Genomic DNA, 19,429 nt, shown 5'->3' with positions numbered 1-19,429 from the left:
GGACAGCGAACGGCGAGGAGGTGGCGTCTAGTCCTTGATCTCACAGAGGACCGCTCCGCTGGTGACGACCGAACCGACCGCGGTGGCGAGATCTGTGATCTTACCGTCACGGTGGGCGTTGATCGGCTGCTCCATCTTCATCGCCTCGAGGACGATGATGAGATCTCCGGCTGCCACCGTGTCACCCTCGCTGACCGCCACCTTGACGATGGTGCCCTGCATGGGGCTGGTCAGCGCGTCCCCGGTGACCTTGGCGGCCGCTGCGCCGCCCCGGGAGCGCCGCTTGGGCGCGGAGCCCTTCCCCGCGGCGCCGGCGGCTGTCGCGGCGCCGAGGCCGGCCGGAAGCACCACCTCGAGGCGCTTGCCGCCGACTTCGACGACGACGGCCTGCCGCTCGGGCACGGTGGTGTCGGCGTCCGTTCCGCCGATGAACGCGGGAATGGTGTTGTCGAACTCCGTCTCGATCCACCGATTGTGGATGCGGAACGGCTCCGTGGCGTCCTCGGGCGCGAAGGCCGGATCCCGGACGACGGCGCGGTGGAACGGCAGCGCGGTGGCCATGCCGTCGACGACCATCTCGTCGAGCGCTCGCCGGGCACGTTGCAGTGCCTCCTGGCGGGTCGCGCCCGTGATGATGAGCTTGGCGAGCAGCGAGTCGAACGCGCCCCCGATCACGCTTCCGCTCCCGATACCCGTGTCGAGGCGGACACCTGGGCCCGCCGGCGCGACGAACGTGGTGACGGTGCCCGGCGCGGGCAGGAAGTTGCGACCCGGGTCCTCACCGTTGATCCGGAACTCGATCGAGTGGCCCCGGGGAGCCGGATCGGTGAAGTCGAGCGCCTCGCCCTCGGCGATCCGGAACTGGGCCCGTACCAGGTCGACACCGGAGACCTCCTCGGTCACCGGGTGCTCCACCTGAAGACGGGTGTTCACCTCGAGGAAGCTGATCATTCCGTCGCGGGCGACCAGGAACTCGACGGTTCCCGCGCCGACATAGCCGGCCTTGCGGCAGATCGCCTTGGAGGCGTCGTAGAGCGAGGCGAGTTGCGCCTCGGTCAGAAACGGCGCCGGGGCCTCCTCGACCAGCTTCTGGTAGCGCCGCTGCAGGGAGCAGTCTCGGGTGCCCACCACAACCACGTTGCCGTGGGTGTCCGCAAGCACCTGGGTCTCCACATGCCGCGGCTGGTCCAGGTAGCGCTCGACGAAGCACTCGCCCCGCCCGAACGCCGCAACCGCCTCGCGCACGGCGCTATCGAACAGCTCGGGCAGCTCCTCCGCCGTCCACGCGACCTTGAGGCCACGGCCGCCACCGCCGAACGCCGCCTTGATTGCCACGGGCAGTCCGTACTGATTCGCGAAGGTGACGACCTCCTCGACGCCGGCCACCGGATCCGCTGTTCCAGGGGCAAGCGGGGCGCCGACCTCCAAGGCGATGTGGCGGGCGGCGGTCTTGTCCCCGAGCCGCCGGATGGCCTCGGGCGGAGGTCCGATCCAGGTGTGCCCGGCGGCGATCACGGCCTCGGCGAAGTCCGCGTTCTCGGACAGGAAGCCGTAGCCCGGGTGGACGGCGTCAGCACCGGACGCCTTACAGGCATCCAGAATCTTGTCGATACGCAGGTAGGAGTCACCGGGCGTGTTTCCACCGAGGGCGAAGGCTTCGTCAGCGACCCGCACGTGCAGTGCGTCGATGTCCGGCTCGGCATACACCGCGACACTGGTGTACCCGGCGTCCCGGCAGGCTCGGGCCACCCGAACCGCGATCTCGCCTCGGTTAGCGATGAGGATCTTACGCACGTTGCTCCCGTCCTCGTCCGGCCTGCCTGATTTTAGGCGGGTCGGTCCGCCCTGCTCGCTCTTGTTGACCTTCGGTGTGACGGCACAGACATTCCGTCCGCACGGTCAGCACACCGCTACGCGTCTCATGCGCCCGTATTGCGCCAGAAAGACGTCATCTGCTCACCATCCGGCGCGGGTGCGGACGCCCGGGCTCAGCCCGGACCGGCGCCAGGCGCCTGGTCCGGCGTGGAGCGGTCCGCGGTGCCCCTGTGCGGGATCGGACCATCCGGACCGGACGGAAGGTGGCTCCGGTTCCGCCGCCACCGACTGGGCCGCCAGCAGCGCCACCACCGCGGCGATCTCCTCCGGGGTGGCGTTTCCGCGGATCAGTCGCAGTGTGGGTCGACCGGCCTGCCCGTCCTCTTCCTGGGCCACGTTCCTCTCCCTGCTCGACGTGTTACGGCGGTGCCGCCGGGGATGTCCGCCTACGTTGATGCGTCCCGGTGTAGGTGCCGGTTCCGCGCGGCGGGCCCGGTACCAACACCGGGGCTGATGGGAGCCTGGCGCCGGCCCGGGCGATCGGCGCCTGGGCGCCCGGCGCCGGCACCGGGGATCTGCGCTGGCCCGCGGCCGGTGATCCTCTCCTCGGCGTGTTACCGCTCCTTAGAGCGGGATGTTCCCGTGCTTCTTCGGCGGCAGCGACTCACGCTTGTTCCGCAGCAGGCGCAGTGCGCGGATGATCTCCCGGCGGGTCTCCGACGGATTGATCACGGCGTCGAGGTAGCCGCGTTCCGCGGCGATGTACGGCGTGGCGAAATGGTCCGTGTAGTCCTGGATCAGCTCGGCGCGGCGGGTCTCCGGCGAGTCGGACTTGGCGAGCTCGCGACGGTAGATGATATTGACAGCGCCTCGGGCGCCCATCACGGCGATCTCGGCGGTCGGCCAGGCCAGGTTGATGTCCGCGCGCAGGTGCTTGGAGCCCATCACGTCGTAGGCGCCGCCGTAGGCCTTGCGGGTGATGACGGTGACCTTGGGTACCGTTGCCTCCGCGTAGGCGTAGATCAGCTTCGCGCCGCGGCGGATGATCCCGTTCCACTCCTGGGACGTACCCGGAAGAAAGCCCGGTACATCGACGAGCGTGAGCACCGGAATGCTGAACGCATCGCAGGTGCGGACAAAACGGGCGGCCTTCTCGCTGGCGTCGATGTCGAGAGTGCCGGCGAAATGCATCGGCTGGTTGGCGACCACGCCGACCGAGCGGCCGTCTACGCGGCCGAACCCGACGATCAGGTTCTGCGCGAACTGCGCGTGAACCTCGAGGAAATCGCCCTCGTCCAAGAGCCGCTCGATGATCTGGTGCATGTCGTACGGCATGTTGGGCGAGTCCGGAATGAACGTGTCGAGATCCGGATCGACCTCGTCATCGAGGTCGGCCACCGGGTCATAGACCGGGGCGTCCTCGAGGTTGTTCGAGGGCAGGTAGGACAGCAGAGCCCGAGCGAGTTCGAGGACCTCGGCCTCATCCGCAGCCTGGAAGTGGGCGACACCGCTGCGCGAGTTGTGGGTGGCGGCTCCGCCGAGTTCCTCCATCCCGACGTCCTCGCCGGTGACTTCTTTGATGACGTCCGGGCCCGTGATGAACATGTGGCTCGTCTGGTCGACCATCAGGGTGAAGTCGGTGATTGCTGGGGAGTAGACCGCCCCGCCCGCGCACGGCCCCATGATCAGGGAGAGCTGTGGGACGACGCCCGATGCCATGACGTTGCGGTAGAAGATCTCGCCGTAGAGGCCGAGGGAGACGACTCCCTCCTGAATGCGGGCTCCACCGGAGTCGTTGAGGCCCACGACCGGGGAGCCGGTCTTGAGCGCCAGATCCATGACCTTGACTATCTTCTCGCCGAAGACCTCGCCGAGGCTTCCGCCGAAGACCGTGAAGTCCTGGCTGAAGACGCAGACCTGCCTTCCGTCGACCGTTCCGTATCCGGTCACCACACCGTCCCCGTACGGACGGTTGGCCTGGACGTCGAAGTCGTGCGCTCGGTGGCGAGCGAAGGCGTCGGTCTCGACGAACGAGCCCGGATCAAGGAACGCGGTGATCCGCTCGCGGGCAGTCATCTTGCCCTTGGCGTGCTGCGCGTCCACGGCCCGCTGAGAGCCAGCATGGACAGCCTCATCGTTCACGCGCCGCAGTTGAGCAAGTCGCCCTGCGGTTGTGTGCGGGTCGGGTGCGGAATCCTCAGCGGTCGCGGGAAGAGCCATAGGCCGCAGCGTACGACCGTTGCGCGCCCACGCGCTCGACTCATGTGGAGTTGATCTCATCGATTACGCGCCTTCGGTGGGTCCAGAGGTGTCCTGTCGTATCGCACGTCACAGAACTAGCGTTTCGCTGCGGAATGCCGTCACTCGGCCTCGCGGCGGTGAGCCGGCGGCGGATCAGGCCCGGCGGCGGTGCGGCGGCGGTGCGGCGGCCCGCGGGCCGGGGGCGTGCCGGTCTGCCACGCTGTGCTGGTGCACGTGCCCTCGGACACTTCAGATACCTCGAATATCTCGGACATCTCGGATATCTCGGGCACCCGTCGTCCCCTCGACGCGGCCCGCCTGGCGGCGCTGCTTGCCGCCTCCGGGCTCGGCGTCACGGTCCGGTCGGAGATGGACTCCACCAACGCCGCCTTGGCGCGGGTCGCCCGCGGCACGGTGACCGACGCCACGCTCGTCGAGGCGTCCCGCAGCTGGCGGGGCGCCGACGCGCCGCGCGGCTTGGTGCTGGCCGCGGAGCGGCAGTCGGCTGGTCGCGGCCGACTGGACCGGACCTGGGAATCCCGTCCGGGCGCCGGGATCACCGTCTCCCTGCTGGTCCGCACGGCGGTCGAGCCCGCGCGACTGGGCTGGCTTCCGATGGTGGTGGGTACCTCGCTGGTGTCGACGGTGCGTACCAGGGCAGAGGTTCCGGCCGTACTCAAATGGCCCAACGACGTGCTGGTCGACGGTGCGAAACTGGCCGGGATCCTGGTGGAGCTCGTGCCGACTCCGGCGGTGCCTCCCTCGGTGGTCATCGGATTCGGCCTGAACGTGCACGCGCGGCGCGACGAGCTGCCGCCACGGTCCACGAGCCTGCACCTGTGCGGCGCACAGCCGGCCAGGCTCGACCGAACGGAGCTTCTCGGAGCACTTCTCGCGGAGCTGGCCGACGCCCTGACGCGCTGGGAGCTTGATCCGGGCGCCGCCCGCGCCGACTACCTGAGGGTGTGTTCCACCCTCGGGCGCCAGGTCCGGGTCGAACTGCCCGGTGGACAGGCCCGGATCGGTACGGCGACGGACATCGATCCTGAGGGGCGTCTGGTGGTGGACGGCGAGGCCTACAGCGCGGCGGACGTGATTCACCTGCGGTGACGGCCGCGGCCGACACTCCTGGCTGGCTCCGGAGGGCGGCGTGTGGTCTGCCGGGTAATAGTGCGACGATCGTCACCGTGGCGTTCCCCGATGACATCCTCGCTCCGGACGAAGAGGTGGTCGTCCACCTGCATCCGCACTGGGTCAGCCTGATCGTCCCAGCTCTGTGGACGGTGGCGGCCCTGGTGTTCGCGGTCATCGGCGTCTTCTTCGCGCCGGGCGGCGTCGTCCAGAAACCCATTCAGTACCTGGTGCTGATCGTGGCGCTGGGCGCGATCGCCTATCTGGGCGCGTTGCCGTGGCTGCGCCAGTTGACCACCCATTACGTCGTCACGAACCGGCGGCTGGTGATCCGGGAAGGCGTGGTCACCCGGTCCGGGCACGACGTTCCGCTGGCCCGGCTGATCGGTGCGACCATCGCGCAGAGCCTGTTCGAACAATGGGTGGGATCCGGCCGTCTCATCGTCGACACAGGCGGTCAGCGGGGGCGGATCGCCCTGTCCTGCGTGCCGCACGTCGAACGCGTGCAGGAGACGCTAGGCGGGCTCGCGGCGCGGTATCAGGCCGGTGGCTCGTCGGAGAGCCCCCGGCGCGGCGGATGGTCCGCGGGCGGATGATCTGATCGCGCGCGGGAGCGTGCCGTCTGACGAGCACCGCGCCTGATCGGGTGGCCGTCAGATCGGGTCGTAGTCGCGCCACCAGGCCAGGAACTGGTCGGCGCTGGGTTCCTCGGCCGCGAAGCCGACCGTGGAGTCGTCCACGGTCCAGTAGACCGCGAAACGGCCGGGGGAGGCCTGGCAGATGAAGGTGCCGCGGCGGTGGGAGCTGTGCGCCCAGCGCTCGGCGCTGCTGCGTCCCTGCGCGCAGCCTCCGCCGGTGTCGGTGAGCCCGGCCGACCGCCGACGGACGTCGGCCTGAAGGGTGTCCGCGGAGGCGAACCTGACGATGAACAGTGCCGCCGGTGCGGCCGCCGCGGTCGAACTGCCCGGCGTGCAGCTCACCGCCGCCACCACACCGGCTCCCTCTCGTGGAGCGGAATGACAGTCAGTGACAGCGAAGGGGCGCAGGGCCGAGACCAGGCTGGTATCGGCCGGATCAAGGGTTGGCGTGGACGCCACACGTGGCACGCCGGTGGCGGTGGACGCCGTGGGGGACGCGGATGCTGGCCCACCTGAGCCGTCGCCCGTGTGCCCGCCGGCGAGCAGGCCCAAGACGATCCCGCCGCCCGCGAGGACCACCAGCAGGGTTGCGGCGCCCACCAGCCGTCGCGGCATCGAACCCCGCATGGGCGAGCGCGACCTCCTCCTCAGCCACCTGACAAACGCGGTGGTTCTAGTGACGCAGTGGGTCGAACGAGTGCCACCAGGAGTTGAGCCGGCCCGCATCCACGTCGTCGACGGAAAACGCGATCAGCCGGTTGTCGTACGTCCAGAACTCGTAGAAGTTCTTGGCGTAGAAGTAGCAGAGTCGGTCGCCGCCCCCGGCCTCTGGTGAGCTCCATCGTTCGGAACTCTGCTGACCGTCATCGCAGTTCCCTTCGTCGAAGTAGAAAGCCTCGCGGGCGCCGATCTGACGGTCGACCGCGGACCGGTTGGGAAAGTGGAACGCGGACACCTTGACGCCGCCAGGGGTCTGGCAGTTGAGCGTCGCGTCGGCGTAGGCGCTGTCGCTGCGGGCCGGAGCCGTGCAGCCGGTCATCACCGTCTGGTTCAACTGGGCCCGCAGTGCGTCACGGGGGTTGCCGGAGGCGGCGGGCGCTGGTGCCCCCGCGGCTGCCTCTGCCGTCGGGCCCGACGAGTTGCCGCCGAGGAAGGTGAGGCTGGCGAAGACAACGACGAGGACAAGCAGCACCCCGGCGCCGGCGAACAACAGACGCCGGTCGATCGCGATCTTGTTCCGGTCCGCCCCGTCCGGCCCAGCTGTTCCCGCTGGCACGCCCGTGGGCAGGGGCGAGGGCAGGGGGGACCCGAACGGCCCGTCTGCGGTAGGCATGGGAGGCATCGGCGGCGCGGGCAGGCCGGGCGACAGGCCGGGCAGCTGGTCCCGATGGTCGACACCCTGCTCAGGGGAGAAAAAGGGGCGTTCGAGCGGGGAGAAAGGACGTTCGGATGGGGCAAAGGGGCGCTTGGGCTGACCCGGTAGGACGCCGTCCGGTATGACCGGTAGAGGCAGGCTGGTGAATCCGGACGCGTCGTCGGGCCGGTCGGATCGCCCGGTCGCCGCGCCGGACTTCGACAGAGCCACGCCCGAAGAGGCGGGCGTGCCGTCGTGGACGGTCTGTGCATCGCCGCCGCCATCGGGCGAGCCACCCGGTGCGAGGCCACCGGGCCCGCCCGGGCCGCCAGGACCTGGGACGGCGGAGGTGAAAGTGGGACTGTTTCCCGTCGCGCTCCCTCGCCGCGCCGTCGGCGCAGGACCGCCACCTGGCCCGGTGGGTGCCCCCCACGGATCTGACGGTCCGGTGGACCTCGCCGCTGGGGGGACTGGTGTGGGAGCCGCGGCCGGTGCCGGCGGGCTCAACCGGTAGGTGAGCCCGTCCTCGTCGCTCCCGGTCGGCTCGCCGCCGATGACGCCAGAGCCGGGCGGCCCGCCGGTGTACGAAGCGGGCCCGCCCGCGTTGGGCGTCGCCGGCGGCCCCGCGGGGTGCGCCGGGTGGCCGGGGGGTGCGTGGTACAGCGGCCCTGGCGGCCCAGCCAGACCACCAGACGGCCCTGGCGGAACCAGTCCTCTCGACACGGCCGGTGATCCGGGGGGAACGGGCGACCCGGGGACGCGACGCGGTCCGGTGGACGCGGGTGAACCGGGCGGCCCGGACGCGACAGGCGGGCCGGGTGGCCCCGGTCGCCTGGGGAGTCCCACGGTCCCCGGCGAGGTGTGCGGCCCGGGACGCCCGGGCGGTCCCGGGGGCATGCTCGGACTGGGTGGTGTCAGGGCTCCAGGCGGCACCATCGGACCTGGCGGACCTGGCGGACCTGGCGGGCCCGGTGGCCTCGCCGTCCCCGGTGGCCCGAAGGGTCCGGCCTGGCTCGGCGGCCCAGCCGGACCACCGAAACCGCCGGGTGGACCACCGCGCCAGGGTGGCGGCGTGGCCGCAGGGGGGCCGGGCGGTCGCATCGGTTCGCGGGGCCCCCCGGCCGGGCCGCCGCCGAAGGGAGGCGTCTGCGGCCCGTTCGGCACAGCCCAGGGGTCGCCGCCGGGCCTGGGAACCGGCGACTGTGGGCGGGAGGGCTGCAGAACCGTCCGCTCGGTGTCGTCGAACTCCGTGCTCGGGTCCGGACCGTCCCCGGTGAACGGCTGGTACGGCGGCTGTTCGGCGGGGCGTGGCGCGTCCTCGTCGCCACTGCCGGGACTCGGCACGGTTCCTCCCGAGTTGGTGACGGATACGGTTCCCAGCGTAGGCGTATTACCGTCCGGATACGTTCGGTATAGGGCTACTGGTGAACAAATGCAGCCCTATTGCCGCCCGCCGAGATCGCCAAGATCCGGGATGGCTCAGCCTTGCGGAACCGGATCAAAGCTGCTCCACCACTCGTACAGCGCGGCGCCGTCGGATCCCGTGGCCATGAACCCGACCAGTTTGGAGTTGTATGACCAGTAGAGGAAGTGATCGCTGCTGCGGGTGTTGCAGATCGCGGTGCCTACTGTCTGGCCCTCGTGGAAGTTCCAGGTGAAGACCTCGTCCTGGCCGCTCTTACAGGTGCCATCCGTGGTGGTCACCAGGGACTTGCGCACCTCGACGTCGGCGTCGAGGTCGCTACGGGTGGCGTAGGAGTACGCGGCGACGACCTTGCCATCGTCGGAGTGGCAGTAGAGCGAGGCCAGGATGTGGCCGCCCTCGGCCGCGCTGTTCGGCTCGCAGTCGGTCATCGAGGAGGTGTCCAACGTGGCCAGCAGCGAGCTTTCCGCGGGACTCAGCCCGCCGGCCGCGCTCGCTGACAGGCTCGGGGACGGGCTGGGCGAGTCCGACGGTGTCGGGCTGGGGGTGGTCGGTGCCGACGTGCTCACGACAGGAGGCGCCGATGCGGAGACCGTCGGCTTGTCCTTGTCGTCCGAACCGCCACTGAGCAGGATGACGGGAATGATGATGATGAGGAGCAGCACGACGGCCGCGGCCGCTCCGATGATCAGGGCTCGCTTGCGGCCCGAGCCGCCCTGCCCCGGCCCGCCGCCGGTAGGCGGGTAACCGCCGTAACCGCCCGCAGGCGGATAGCCCTGCGTCGGATAGCCCTGCTGGTCATAACCCTGCTGTCCGTAGCCCTGCTGGTCATGGGGCTGTTGGTACTGCCCGGCGGCAGGGTAGCCGGGCTGTCCGTAACCCTGCTGCGCGTAACCCTGCTGTCCGTAGCTCTGCTGCGCGTAGCCCTGCTGTCCGTAGCTCTGGGCGCCCCCGGACCCGGTCTCGGGGTAGCCACCCTCCGGATAGCCGGACGGGGACGAATAGCCGCCCGGCGCCGCATACCCCGACTGCTGCTGGTACCCGGCGGATGGGGTGCCGTACGGGTCCGCCTGCGACCCGCCCTGGCCGGCGTAGGGATCCTGACCGTAGCCGCCGGGGGCCGCGCCGCCTGGCCTGGGCGGCGGATAGCCGCCACTGCCACCGGCCTGACCGGGACCCGAGTACGCGTTCGTCGCGTAGCCGTCCGGCAGGACCTGGGTCTGCGGCTCCTCGCCGCCGGGCTGCGCCGGGTCGGAGTATCCGGCCGAGCTGTTCGGATATCCGCTGTTCGACGGCCATCCGCCGGGCTCCTCGCCCACGATGCGGGTCTGCTCGTCGTACGGGTCCGGGTCCGGGTCCGGGTAGCGGGAGCCCGGTGGCTGCATGATGCGTTCCTCCTGTGCCGCGCGAAGGCGCTTGCCGTGCGCATTCCGTCGCGCCGGAGGGAACGGCATCCTGATGGTCGGCCACTCCGTTGCGCTGGTACCCGGTGGGCGACGGGGCACCGCGGACGGTCAGCCCCAGACCAGGTTCGTACCGATGGTAGGGGGTCGGCCGGCGAAGCGGGTAGACGGTCGCCTTCTGGACACCGAACGGCCGACCGGCATCGATGGGGCGATCAGTGCAGAGGGGGTGATCGGCGCAGAGGGAACGATCGGTATCGATGTGACGATCAGGGCGTTCGCGGGAACACCGAAGCCGGCCGCGGCGATCCGGATCCCGGCGGTCACGACCGTGATCAGACCCGCCCGGCGTGCTCCGGGACTCGCTGTGGGCGGGTGTCCGTGGTGAGGGTGGTGGGCCGGGGCGACGCCTTGGGGTCGTCCGGGTGCAGGAAGACCCACTTCTTGTACGCCCAGAAACGGAACACGGTGCCGAGCCCGGTGCCGATCACGTTGCCGAACAGGTTGAAGGCGAGGACACCGCGCAGGTCGAGCACGTAACGGGCGAACCCGAGACAGCCAAGCGCGATCACCAGGCCGATCGCGTTCAGAGCGAAGAACAGCGCGTACTCGCGACGCAGGCCGGTGCGGGCTCGGTGGTTGAAGGACCACTGCCGGTTCCCGATATAGGAAAAGGTGGCCGCGACCACAGTCGAGATCGTCTTCGCGCTGAGTGGGCCCATTCCCAGAAGCGTGTGGCACAGGTTGGAAACCAGGAAGTCGATGGCGTAGCAGACGCCGCCGACCAGCCCGAACTTGCCCACCTCATGGATGAGTACGTGCACCGGCGACCGTGCCTGTCGGTGCTTCACCACGGGCGGCCTCGATCGAATCTCACCACCCGAGGAGAGTACCGGCTGCGTGGAGACCGACGCCGGGCCACCCCCTCCGTCGGGCGCCGGGAGGGCCGCCGCGGCCGTCGACCCTCCGGACGTGATGTCGCCGACAGCGATCGGATCGTCGGTGCTCGGTGTCTGATCCACCGTAGCGGTGTTCCCCGTTCTACGGTGGGTGATGCAATGGTTCCGTAGCGGTGGGCGATGCGGAGTGGCGGAGCTGACGAATGTGGGGATTGCTGGCGAGCCCGGGCAGCGGGACGGCATCCTGACATCGCGGGACACGGCACCATCGATCGGGAGGGATGGACACCATGAACTGCGCAGACAGTCACTCGGTCCACGTCGGCGCGCGGCTGCGCGGCTGATGGCGATGTCAGTTCAGCGACAGGTCGTGACGGACGTCAACGAGTCGGCGGTGCCAGGTCAGGCGGCACAGCGAGGGGCAGTGGGACCCGTCGGGGCCGTGGCACCCACCGGGACGGGAGCCGTGGGCAGGCCGCGCCCGGCGGGTGCGGTGGATGACGGGGCGACGGCGACGGCGACCCTGCTGACCTACGCTGCCGGCAACCCGGCCCGCCGGGAGGAGGCGGGGCTGCGCGGGGCGCTCCCGGCCCCGCCGGAGCTCGGCGTCGCCGTGGTGGCCTGCATGGATGCCCGCATCAACGTCGAGGCACTGCTGGGCCTCGCCGAGGGGGACGCGCACATCCTGCGCAACGCCGGCGGGGTTGTCACCACGGACATCGTGCGATCGCTCGCGGTGAGCCAGAACGCCCTCGGTACGCGCGAGATCATCCTGCTGCACCATACGGGCTGCGGCATGGAGATGATCACTGATGTCGGATTCCGCGACCAGCTCGAACGCGACACCGGAGTTCGGCCGGAGTGGTCGGTGCAGGCGTTCGAGAACGTCGAGGAGGACGTCCGGCTGTCGCTGCGTATCCTGCGGTCCTCACCGTTTTTGCAGGCCACGACGTCGGTGCGCGGCTTCGTCTACCAGGTGGACACCGGCGCCCTGGTGGAGGTTCCGCTCTGAGCGGTGCCGCTCGGACAGCTGGTGATCCGGATGGCGCGGGTCCGCCTGGAGCCGCTCTCGCAGCTGGCTCGAGGCGGCGTGACGGGTCATGCCCGGGCCGGCCGGCCGGCCGAGGGCTCGGTAGGTCCAGCCGGCTGCCCGCCAGGCGAGCGGGTCAAGAACGCCCCGGCCGTCGATGACGACCGGCCGGGCGACGTGTCGGCGCAGGGCGGACGGGTCGAGATCACGGAACTCCGGCCATTCGGTCAGGACCAGCACGAGCTCGGCACCCGACACCGCGCCGATCACCGAGTCGGCGACGTGCAGGTTCGGATGGCGAGCCCGCACGTTCGCCGTCGCGGCCGGGTCGTACACGGCGACGAGCGCGCCGGCTCGGCGCAGCGCGGTGGCTACACCCAGTGCCGGTGAATCGCGGATGTCGTCAGAGTTCGGCTTGAACGCGGCGCCCAGCACGGCGACCGCCCGGTTGACCGGGTCGCCGCCGAGGACCTCACGGGCCAGGTCCACCGCCCGTTCCCGGGCCCGGGCGTTGATCGAGTCCACCTCGCCGAGAAAGGCGAGCGCCGGGCCGACGCCCAGGTCACGGCCGCGGGCCTGAAAGGCCCGCACATCCTTGGGCAGGCATCCGCCGCCGAACCCGATGCCGGCCCGCAGGAACAGGGGCCCGATCCGGTCGTCGTGGGCCAGGGCGCCGGCGAGGTCGACGACGTCGGCTCCGGCAGCGTCGCACACCTCGGCCATGGCGTTGATAAAGGAGATCTTCGTGGCCAGGAACGCGTTCGCGGCGACCTTCACCAGCTCCGCGGTGGCGTAGTCGGTGACGACGACGGGCGTCCCGTCGTCGATCATCGGGGCGTAGAGTGCGCGCAGGACGGTCTCGGCCCGCCCGCCGGGTGCGACCCCGAAGACCAGCCGGTCGGGATGCAGGGTGTCGTCCACGGCGAAGCCCTCGCGCAGGAACTCGGGATTCCAGGCGAGCTCGGCGCCGGGCATGGCGGCGCTGATGCGAGCCTCGAGCCGCGCGGCGGTGCCCACCGGGACCGTCGACTTGCCGACCACGAGGGCGCGCGGCCCGAGGCCGGCGGTGATCAGCCCGCTGACCGCCGCGTCCACATGACGCAGGTCAGCGGCCTGCGAGTCGGGGCGCTGGGGTGTCCCGACGCAGATGAAGTGCACGTCGGCATGGTCGACGGCCTCCGCGAGCGAGCGGGAGAAGGTAAGCCGGCCCGCCGCGAGGTTCCTGCGGAGCAGGGCGCCCAGCCCCGGCTCGTAGAAGGGAACCTCGCCCGCGGCCAGCCGGCGGATCCGGTTGGCGTCGATGTCGACACCGAGAACCTCGAAGCCGAGTTCGGCCATGCACACCGCGTGGGTGGCGCCCAGATAGCCGGTGCCGATGACGCTGATCGGCGCGTTGATCTGTCCACCCACGCTTGGCTCCTCCGCTTCGAGGGAGATCAACCGTTCCGGGGATATCGGCTGCCCGGGCGGAGCCAGAACCATGGCCTCGCCTCGGTCGGACGCGTCACCAGCTCCATGGGTGACGCGTCGACTCCCTAGCGTAGCTAATACCCACGACGGCCGGCTGGACGTGGAGCGCCATCGTGCCTCATCCGCAAGGGGTCATCCCTCACCCTGAACGGGGTGGTTTCAGTCCGGAGGTGGCAGGTGAAGGGCTCGCACCCCCGTCGCGGAGCCCGCGCGGGCCGCCGCGTCACCCTTCCCGTCACCCGCGCGGTCGGCGGCCCCGTCCGCGGCAGCGCCCGCCGGGAATGCGGCGTCGGTCGGCGTGGCGGCCACGATCGCGGTGACGCGTTCGGTCCGCAGGCGACGGCTGAGCAGGTCAGGGTCGAGCCGCCGGCACAGAACGACGGATGCCCCGGCCGCCAAAGGAGCGAGCAGGCCGCCGAGAAGCCCCGGCGCGCTGTGCGGCGCGGCGGTGACCAGAAGCCGGTCCGGCGCCGCGAGCCGCCACGCGTGCGTCGTGCGCAGCGCGGCCTGTACCAGCTCGAGCTGCGCCGGCGGTGCCGGCGGCGGGACGAAACGGTCACCGTGCGGCGGTACCTCGGCGGCGAAGTCCAGTACACCGGGAACGGACCGGGTCATTCTCCCGCCCAGAGGGCGCAGCGAAAGCGCGACGGTCTCCTCGGTGACCAGCTCACCGGTCGCGTCGAGCCGGTCCTCCGCGATGAACAGCGCACCCAGTCGGGTGGCGCCGAGTCGGGAGGCGCCCGGGCGAGTAGCGTCCGGCGGGCCGCCATCCGCATGATCGACACTGCCGTCCGTGCGATCGACGAGGAGTAGCTCGCCGCCGACGGACCAGGTGGCCAGGGCCACGACCAGGGCGAGCCAGTGGGTCGGTAGGTCCATCCCCACCTGGTCGCCTGGCCCGAGGCCGAGGGTGTCCACCAGAAGGTTCGCGGTCTTGGCCACCCAGTTGTCGAGCGTCGTCGCGGAGAACTCGACGCGCTCGCCCGTCGCGTCGTCGTAGAACGTCACGAGCGGGCGAGCCGGGTCGGCGGCGACCCGGCGGGCGAGCAGGTCGGCGACACCGCGCGCGCCCGTTCCCAAAGCTCCCGAGCCGACCGTCGTCGGGGCCTGCCCGGATGGCGTGTGGTCGCCGGGCGGGCCTTGCGTCGGTGTCGGCGCGGACGTGGTCACCAGATGCGCCGCGGAGGTCAGGCCGGCCGGGAGTGCCAGCCGCGCGGAGGGGGCGGTCACGGCGTGCAGGAGGTGTCGGCGGGGGTACCGGCGGCCGCGGACGTGATGCCCGTGATCGCGGACGCGGCGTCGCCCGGGGTGGCGCTGGCGGCCGGTGTGCTGCGCGCCGAGGACGATCCGGTCGTGGTCAGCCCGCGGAAATCGGCGCCGAGGACGACGACGATTCCCTGCGCGCCCGCCGCGGAGCCTGCCGGGCCCGATGCGGAAGAGGTCGCCGTGGTGCCCGCGGAACCGCCGAGGCCGCCGGTGGAGCCGGTCGCCCCGGCGCCTGCGCCCGATGTTGGCGCTGGTACGGGCGCTGGTGCGGTACCCGCCACCAGGCGGCTGCCCGGCAGACGGGCGGCGAGGACGCGGGCCTGGTCCTGCAGCCGCGGCGGGTAGTAGATCTCCGTCCGGTCCGCGGCGACGGTCGTCGAGGTCGTCATCGGTCCAGTGAATCCGAGAGCCCGCAGGCCGTCGACTGTGCGGGCGGCGAGTCCGGTGCGCTGCGTGGCGTTGCGGACGGCGGACACGACCACCGAGGAAGACGGCACCGACGGCAACGGGGCCGCGCCGGCGGACGCCGCCCCGGGGGTGCTCTCGGGGTCGGCGGTCGGGAGCGTCACGCCCGCGGGCAGCAGCGGGGTGAGGATGCGGTCCAGTCCGGCCTGGTCGGCGATGAGCACGGCGCCGTGCGGCGGCACGGTGCCGCGGCTGTCGATCGCGCCGTCGGCGGGCAGGGCTATGCGGGTGGGAACGGTGAGGAACCGGGTCTGCCTGCCGGCCTGGCTGGCTCTGCGGGCGAGGCCGAGCAGAGCGGCCTGGTCCAGTCCGGAGTCGACCCGCAGCGAGCTGCCGACCGCGCCGAGCAGTGCGGAGATCTTCGCCGGGTTGGTCAGCACACCCGCGCTGGTCGCGGCCTGCAGCAGCCGGTCGAGGAACTGCTGCTGGCGCAGGATGCGCAGCCGTTCGTCACCGAGCGAGTACCGGGTGCGGACGTAGGCGAGGGCGGACCTTCCGTCCAGCCGGTTCTCGCCGAGCTGGCCGTTCCAGCCGGACATGATGTCGTGCAGGTTGCGGGTGCTGCCGTCCGGCAGGGGGGTCACGCACACGGTGACGCCGCCCACGGCGTCCGTCATGGCGCGGAAGCCGGCGAGGTCGATCGAGATCGTGTGGTCGATCTTGAGGTTGGTGATCGACTCCAGGGTCGCGACGAGCCCGGGGACCCCGGCAAGGTTCAGCACCTCGGTGAGCTTGGCCCGCCCGTCGTGGGCGGACGCCTTGCCGCGTGGAAGCACCGGAACCAGCATGTCCCGCGGGAACGACAGCAGCGTCGCCGAACCGTCCCGGGCGAGATGGACGATGATCGTCGTGTCCGAGCGGACGCCGTCCACCGTGCCGTACTCGCCGCCCGTGCCCTCTCGGCTGTCGTCGCCGAGCAGCAGGATGTTCTCGGCACCCACCGCGCCGACCGGCCGCGTTCCGGCGATGTTCCAGTTCTCCCGGGTGACGGCGTCGTCGAAATGGCGATAGGCCGCCCAGCCGAGCGAGGTGCAGGCGAGCACCAGCCCGGACAGCGCCGCGCACGTCGCGAGGATCAGACGCTGCGGGAGCGGACGCCGTCGACGGCGCCGTCGAGGATCAAGATGCGGCGGAAGCAGGCGTTCTGGCCGGGCGGGCCGCACTCGCGTGGGCGTGTCCCGTCCTCGAACGGGCGTGTCCCGCCCGGCTGGGAAGGCGCTCCACGCTGAGGGCCCGCCAGCTTTCGCCGTCCCGGAGCTGGCTGCTGTCCCGACCCTGGTGATCCCGGCCCCGGGGCCGGGGCCGGGATGCCTGCGCTCGACCGGGCTGTCCGCGCGACCGGCGCCGCGATGGCCTGGCTCGGCCGGCCGGTGTCGACGGTCAGCCGAAACCCGTCCGGGCTCGGTGGGCAGACGCGCGGGTGCATGGGCGGGGGCGAGGCCGGGAAGGCGTCCCGGTGCTCGAGACGACCCGGCAGCGGGTGCCCGGGACGACACCGGCGCGGACGTTCGGCCGGGGGAAATCGCGGGAAGACGGACCGGTATCCGGTGCGATGTCGTCTGCGCGCCACGCACCGGTGCGGCGGAACGGGTCGGCGCCGACGCGTGCGGGGGCGGCGGAGTCCGGTCCGGGCGGTGGCGGCCCGACACCGGTAGGGGAGCTGGCTGCCGGTTCTGCCGGTCCGTCCAGTCCGTCGCCGCGGTGTGTGCGGGCGGTCCCGAACCCAGCTGCTGCTGGCGGTTCCCACGGGCCCCGCGGGGACGGGGCACGATCGTCGTCGGTGGGTCGTGCCGCGGCCACGCCGACGGATCCTCCTCCGGCCCCCGGTAGTGGGCCGGTTCCGGCGGTGATGGCGGTGGCGCCGGCCGGGAGTGGGATGTCACGGGGCGCTGGCGCTCCTTGGTTGGGCGGCCCGCGGACGGATAGCCGGGTGATCGCGTCTGCGGCCTGTGTCGTCGCCTTCACTCCAGCACAGTTCCGCCGATAGAAGCGTTTGTCGGGATTGTCGACTTGGTGGCGGTCGACGAGATACGCCTGATCAGGCACCAAGGGCGTGGCCCATCGGTGGGCCCCGGCCGCCCACCAGTCGGGCACCCACGCGGCGAGCGAGCCACCTCATGCCCGCCGTCTGCCTGCTCATGCCTGCTCCTGCCCGCTGCCGCCCGCCCGGCCCGCGCCGCCCGTTCGTCCGCCCGTCCGCCCGCCGTCCCGCCCGTGCCCGTGCGCCCTGCACGGCACGGGCGCGGGGCGCACAGGCGGGTCGTCTACCCTTGCGTGAACCATGGATGCACCGGAACCGCCGTCCCCTCACCAGCCCGGGGCCTCCGTCGGCGCGGACGCCGTCGACCCGGTTGCGGCGCTGGTGCCGGTGGACGAGCCGCAGTCACGGACACGGCGGGTGCGCAGGGCGCGGCGCGGGCCACTGCTCCTCGCGCTGATCACGGCCGCTCATCTGACGTTGCTGATCAGCTATGCGTTCGTCTACCCGACCTGGACCGGCTACGACGAGGCGCAGCACGTCGACATGGTCTACGGGTTGCAGCACGGCGACGGCTGGCCCGCTCCCGGGAAGAAGATGATCGCTACCGGCGTCGCGGCGACGTCCGACGACTTCGATCGTGGCCGCTACGCGGACATGTTCCAGTCCGGTGGTAAACGTCGGGGCGCCGCCCCGTTTGCCGAGATCGACCCCACACCGCGCGGCGAACGCCGCTCGTTCGACGCCCTGGGCGGACCGACACCGGTCGACGACGGCCGGCTCTCCAACCAGATGGTGCAGCACCCGCCGATGATCTATGCGGCTGGCGCGCTTGCGCTGGACGCGCTGCCCGGCTCGGACCACTGGTCGTATGACCAGCAGGTCCTCGTGCTGCGCCTGCTGAACATCCTGGTCGTGGGGCCGTTGCCGCTACTGGGCTGGCTTGCCGCCCGCCGGTTCGGGCTCGGCGAGGCCGCCGCGCTGAGCGCCGCCGCCCTGCCGCTGGCCATCCCCGGTTTCACCCGGGTCGGCGCCACCTTCAACAACGACGGCATCCTCACGCTCACCACCGGCGCACTCACGGTGGTGCTTGCCGGGGTCATGCGCGGCGACCTGCGCCGGCGCACGGCCGCGTGGGCGGGTGTGTGGTTCGGGCTTGCGCTGCTCTCCAAGGCGTTCGCCCTGACGGCGCCGGTGGTGATCGTGGCCGCCTATCTCGTCGGCTGGTGGCGCGGCCGGCGAGCATCGGTGCTTCGCGAGGACCGGGCGCCGTCGCGACCGCGTGCGGTGTGGGCGATGGTGCGGTCGCTGCCCTGGGTCAGCGGGGCGTTGGCCGTCGGGCTCGGGCTCGTGGTCGGCGGCTGGTGGTGGGTACGCAACTACGTGCTCTACGGCGCGGTCCAGCCCAACGGGTGGGCGACGAACCCGCCCCGCCGCGAGCCGCTGCTTCTCCCCGACTCGTTCGTCACCTGGTTCTGGTACTTCTTCCGGACGATGATCTCGCGGTTCTGGGGCGGCCTCGGCCTGTTCGAGCCGCCCCAGCTCACCCCGATCGCCATCGTGGTCGCCACGGTGGTTGTCGTCGGGCTGGGCCTCGCCGCGGTTGTAGGGGGCGGCCGGGCGAGGAAACCGCAGGCCGGGGTCGAGGGGGCAGGCGCCGGACGTGAGGTGCGGCTGCGCGGCGCGGCCTCGGTGGTCGTGTTGCTGTTGCCGATGGCGTTCGCGTACCTGTCGGTGGGCCAGCGCAGCTGGGCCGAGTACAAGATCTACACTCGCGGGATCGCGGTGCAGGGCCGCTACCTCTATCTCGGGATCGTCGGCCTGGGCGTGGTGGTCGCGCTCGGGCTGGGCCGGGTGCTGCGCGGTCGTGAGCGCTTCGGGCCCGTGGTGGTGCTCGTCGGCGCGGCGGTCATGCAGGGTGCGGCACTGTTGGCGATCTGCAGCTACTACTGGCTGCCGCGGCGGGTGTCGTTCACGCCCACCCGGATACCGGGCGTGGTGTCGGCGATCGGCCGCTGGGCACCGTTCCCGATCGGCATCACCGTCGCCATGTTTGTCCTGACTGCCGTGCTGTTCGCCGTAACCCTCGCAGCCGTGACCGTCCATGCCTTGCGGGCCCCACTCCCGCCGGCTGCTGACACGCTGACGCGGTCCGCCACCGACGGCCGGGCCCGAGCCGGGATCGTTGCTACCGATGATCCCTCTCGAGCGGGTATCCCGGCGAGTGGCGGGCAGGGATCGAGCGAGGTTCCGGCCCAGGCGTCGGCGACCACCGACAGCCAGGGCGCGGCCACCCCGGGCTGACACCGCCCCGAC

At 71.4% G+C, this 19,429-nt stretch carries 14 protein-coding genes; 4 read left to right on the top strand and 10 right to left on the bottom strand.

The annotated features are described in order from the left end of the window. Positions 1–27 precede the first annotated feature (27 nt). The 3 genes from MXD95_RS00300 to MXD95_RS00290 all read right to left on the bottom strand — a co-directional run bounded on the left by MXD95_RS00300 (position 28) and on the right by MXD95_RS00290 (position 4,035). Positions 28–1,794, bottom strand: a complete 1,767-nt coding sequence (locus tag MXD95_RS00300) for an acetyl/propionyl/methylcrotonyl-CoA carboxylase subunit alpha (protein WP_250638445.1) — start codon at positions 1,792–1,794, stop codon at positions 28–30. Positions 1,795–1,956: 162 nt separating this feature from the next. Then, positions 1,957–2,211: an acyl-CoA carboxylase subunit epsilon gene (locus MXD95_RS00295; RefSeq protein ID WP_250638444.1), complete on the bottom strand. Its 255-nt coding sequence runs from the start codon at positions 2,209–2,211 to the stop codon at positions 1,957–1,959. A gap of 228 nt (positions 2,212–2,439) precedes the next feature. Beyond that, the gene (locus tag MXD95_RS00290; protein WP_285223463.1) at positions 2,440–4,035 is read right to left on the bottom strand and encodes an acyl-CoA carboxylase subunit beta; all 1,596 of its coding nucleotides are present in this window, start codon (positions 4,033–4,035) and stop codon (positions 2,440–2,442) included. 249 nt (positions 4,036–4,284) lie between these two features. On the opposite strand from MXD95_RS00290, the gene MXD95_RS00285 reads away from it, so the two are divergent. After that, positions 4,285–5,166 carry a biotin--[acetyl-CoA-carboxylase] ligase gene (locus tag MXD95_RS00285; RefSeq protein WP_518454979.1) on the top strand — a complete coding sequence of 294 codons (882 nt, stop codon included), beginning with the start codon at positions 4,285–4,287 and terminating at the stop codon, positions 5,164–5,166. 77 nt (positions 5,167–5,243) lie between these two features. Next, on the top strand, positions 5,244–5,783 hold the full coding sequence (locus tag MXD95_RS00280) for a PH domain-containing protein (RefSeq protein WP_250638442.1): 540 nt from the start codon (positions 5,244–5,246) through the stop codon (positions 5,781–5,783). Positions 5,784–5,840: 57 nt separating this feature from the next. Here MXD95_RS00280 and MXD95_RS00275 read toward each other — a convergent pair whose 3' ends face one another. The 4 genes from MXD95_RS00275 to MXD95_RS00255 all read right to left on the bottom strand — a co-directional run bounded on the left by MXD95_RS00275 (position 5,841) and on the right by MXD95_RS00255 (position 10,856). Next, complete coding sequence (locus MXD95_RS00275; RefSeq protein ID WP_250638441.1) at positions 5,841–6,452, bottom strand: hypothetical protein; 612 nt, start codon at positions 6,450–6,452, stop codon at positions 5,841–5,843. 46 nt (positions 6,453–6,498) lie between these two features. Beyond that, positions 6,499–7,158 (bottom strand): hypothetical protein, encoded by a 660-nt coding sequence (locus MXD95_RS00270; protein WP_250638440.1) that lies wholly within the window; start codon positions 7,156–7,158, stop codon positions 6,499–6,501. A 1,500-nt stretch (positions 7,159–8,658) separates the two neighbouring features. After that, a complete protein-coding gene (locus MXD95_RS00260; RefSeq protein WP_250638439.1) occupies positions 8,659–9,987 on the bottom strand; it encodes a hypothetical protein in 1,329 nt (442 codons plus the stop codon). A gap of 353 nt (positions 9,988–10,340) precedes the next feature. Continuing rightward, positions 10,341–10,856: a GtrA family protein gene (locus MXD95_RS00255; RefSeq protein WP_250638617.1), complete on the bottom strand. Its 516-nt coding sequence runs from the start codon at positions 10,854–10,856 to the stop codon at positions 10,341–10,343. Positions 10,857–11,253: 397 nt separating this feature from the next. Here MXD95_RS00255 and MXD95_RS00250 point away from each other — a divergent pair, with 397 nt between their 5' ends. Continuing rightward, positions 11,254–11,916, top strand: a complete 663-nt coding sequence (locus tag MXD95_RS00250) for a carbonic anhydrase (protein ID WP_308301415.1) — start codon at positions 11,254–11,256, stop codon at positions 11,914–11,916. Here MXD95_RS00250 and MXD95_RS00245 read toward each other — a convergent pair. The 3 genes from MXD95_RS00245 to MXD95_RS00235 all read right to left on the bottom strand — a co-directional run bounded on the left by MXD95_RS00245 (position 11,833) and on the right by MXD95_RS00235 (position 16,298). Next, positions 11,833–13,344: a UDP-glucose dehydrogenase family protein gene (locus MXD95_RS00245; RefSeq protein WP_250638438.1), complete on the bottom strand. Its 1,512-nt coding sequence runs from the start codon at positions 13,342–13,344 to the stop codon at positions 11,833–11,835. The genes MXD95_RS00250 and MXD95_RS00245 overlap by 84 nt on opposite strands. A gap of 219 nt (positions 13,345–13,563) precedes the next feature. Next, a complete protein-coding gene (locus tag MXD95_RS00240; protein ID WP_250638437.1) occupies positions 13,564–14,634 on the bottom strand; it encodes a TIGR03089 family protein in 1,071 nt (356 codons plus the stop codon). Beyond that, entirely contained in the window at positions 14,631–16,298 is a 1,668-nt protein-coding gene (locus MXD95_RS00235) for an LCP family protein (RefSeq protein ID WP_250638436.1), read from the bottom strand. Before MXD95_RS00235 ends, MXD95_RS00240 begins: the two co-directional genes overlap by 4 nt. A gap of 1,118 nt (positions 16,299–17,416) precedes the next feature. Here MXD95_RS00235 and MXD95_RS00230 point away from each other — a divergent pair. Beyond that, on the top strand, positions 17,417–19,417 hold the full coding sequence (locus MXD95_RS00230) for a glycosyltransferase family 39 protein (protein ID WP_250638435.1): 2,001 nt from the start codon (positions 17,417–17,419) through the stop codon (positions 19,415–19,417). Positions 19,418–19,429: the final 12 nt, after the last annotated feature.

The sequence above is a fragment of the Frankia sp. AiPa1 genome (assembly GCF_023243075.1).
In the GTDB taxonomy this organism is placed as follows: Bacteria; Actinomycetota; Actinomycetes; order Frankiales; family Frankiaceae; genus Frankia.
This window is presented reverse-complemented; position numbering and strand designations above follow the sequence as displayed.

Bases quoted from the DNA above. Each gene is read 5' to 3' on its own strand.
- MXD95_RS00250 (WP_308301415.1), top strand. From the start codon at position 11,254: ATGTCAGTTCAGCGACAGGTCGTGACGGACGTCAACGAGTCGGCGGTG.
- MXD95_RS00230 (WP_250638435.1), top strand. From the start codon at position 17,417: ATGGATGCACCGGAACCGCCGTCCCCTCACCAGCCCGGGGCCTCCGTC.
- MXD95_RS00290 (WP_285223463.1), bottom strand. From the start codon at position 4,035: ATGGCTCTTCCCGCGACCGCTGAGGATTCCGCACCCGACCCGCACACA.
- MXD95_RS00260 (WP_250638439.1), bottom strand. From the start codon at position 9,987: ATGCAGCCACCGGGCTCCCGCTACCCGGACCCGGACCCGGACCCGTAC.
- MXD95_RS00270 (WP_250638440.1), bottom strand. From the start codon at position 7,158: ATGCCTACCGCAGACGGGCCGTTCGGGTCCCCCCTGCCCTCGCCCCTG.
- MXD95_RS00275 (WP_250638441.1), bottom strand. From the start codon at position 6,452: ATGCGGGGTTCGATGCCGCGACGGCTGGTGGGCGCCGCAACCCTGCTG.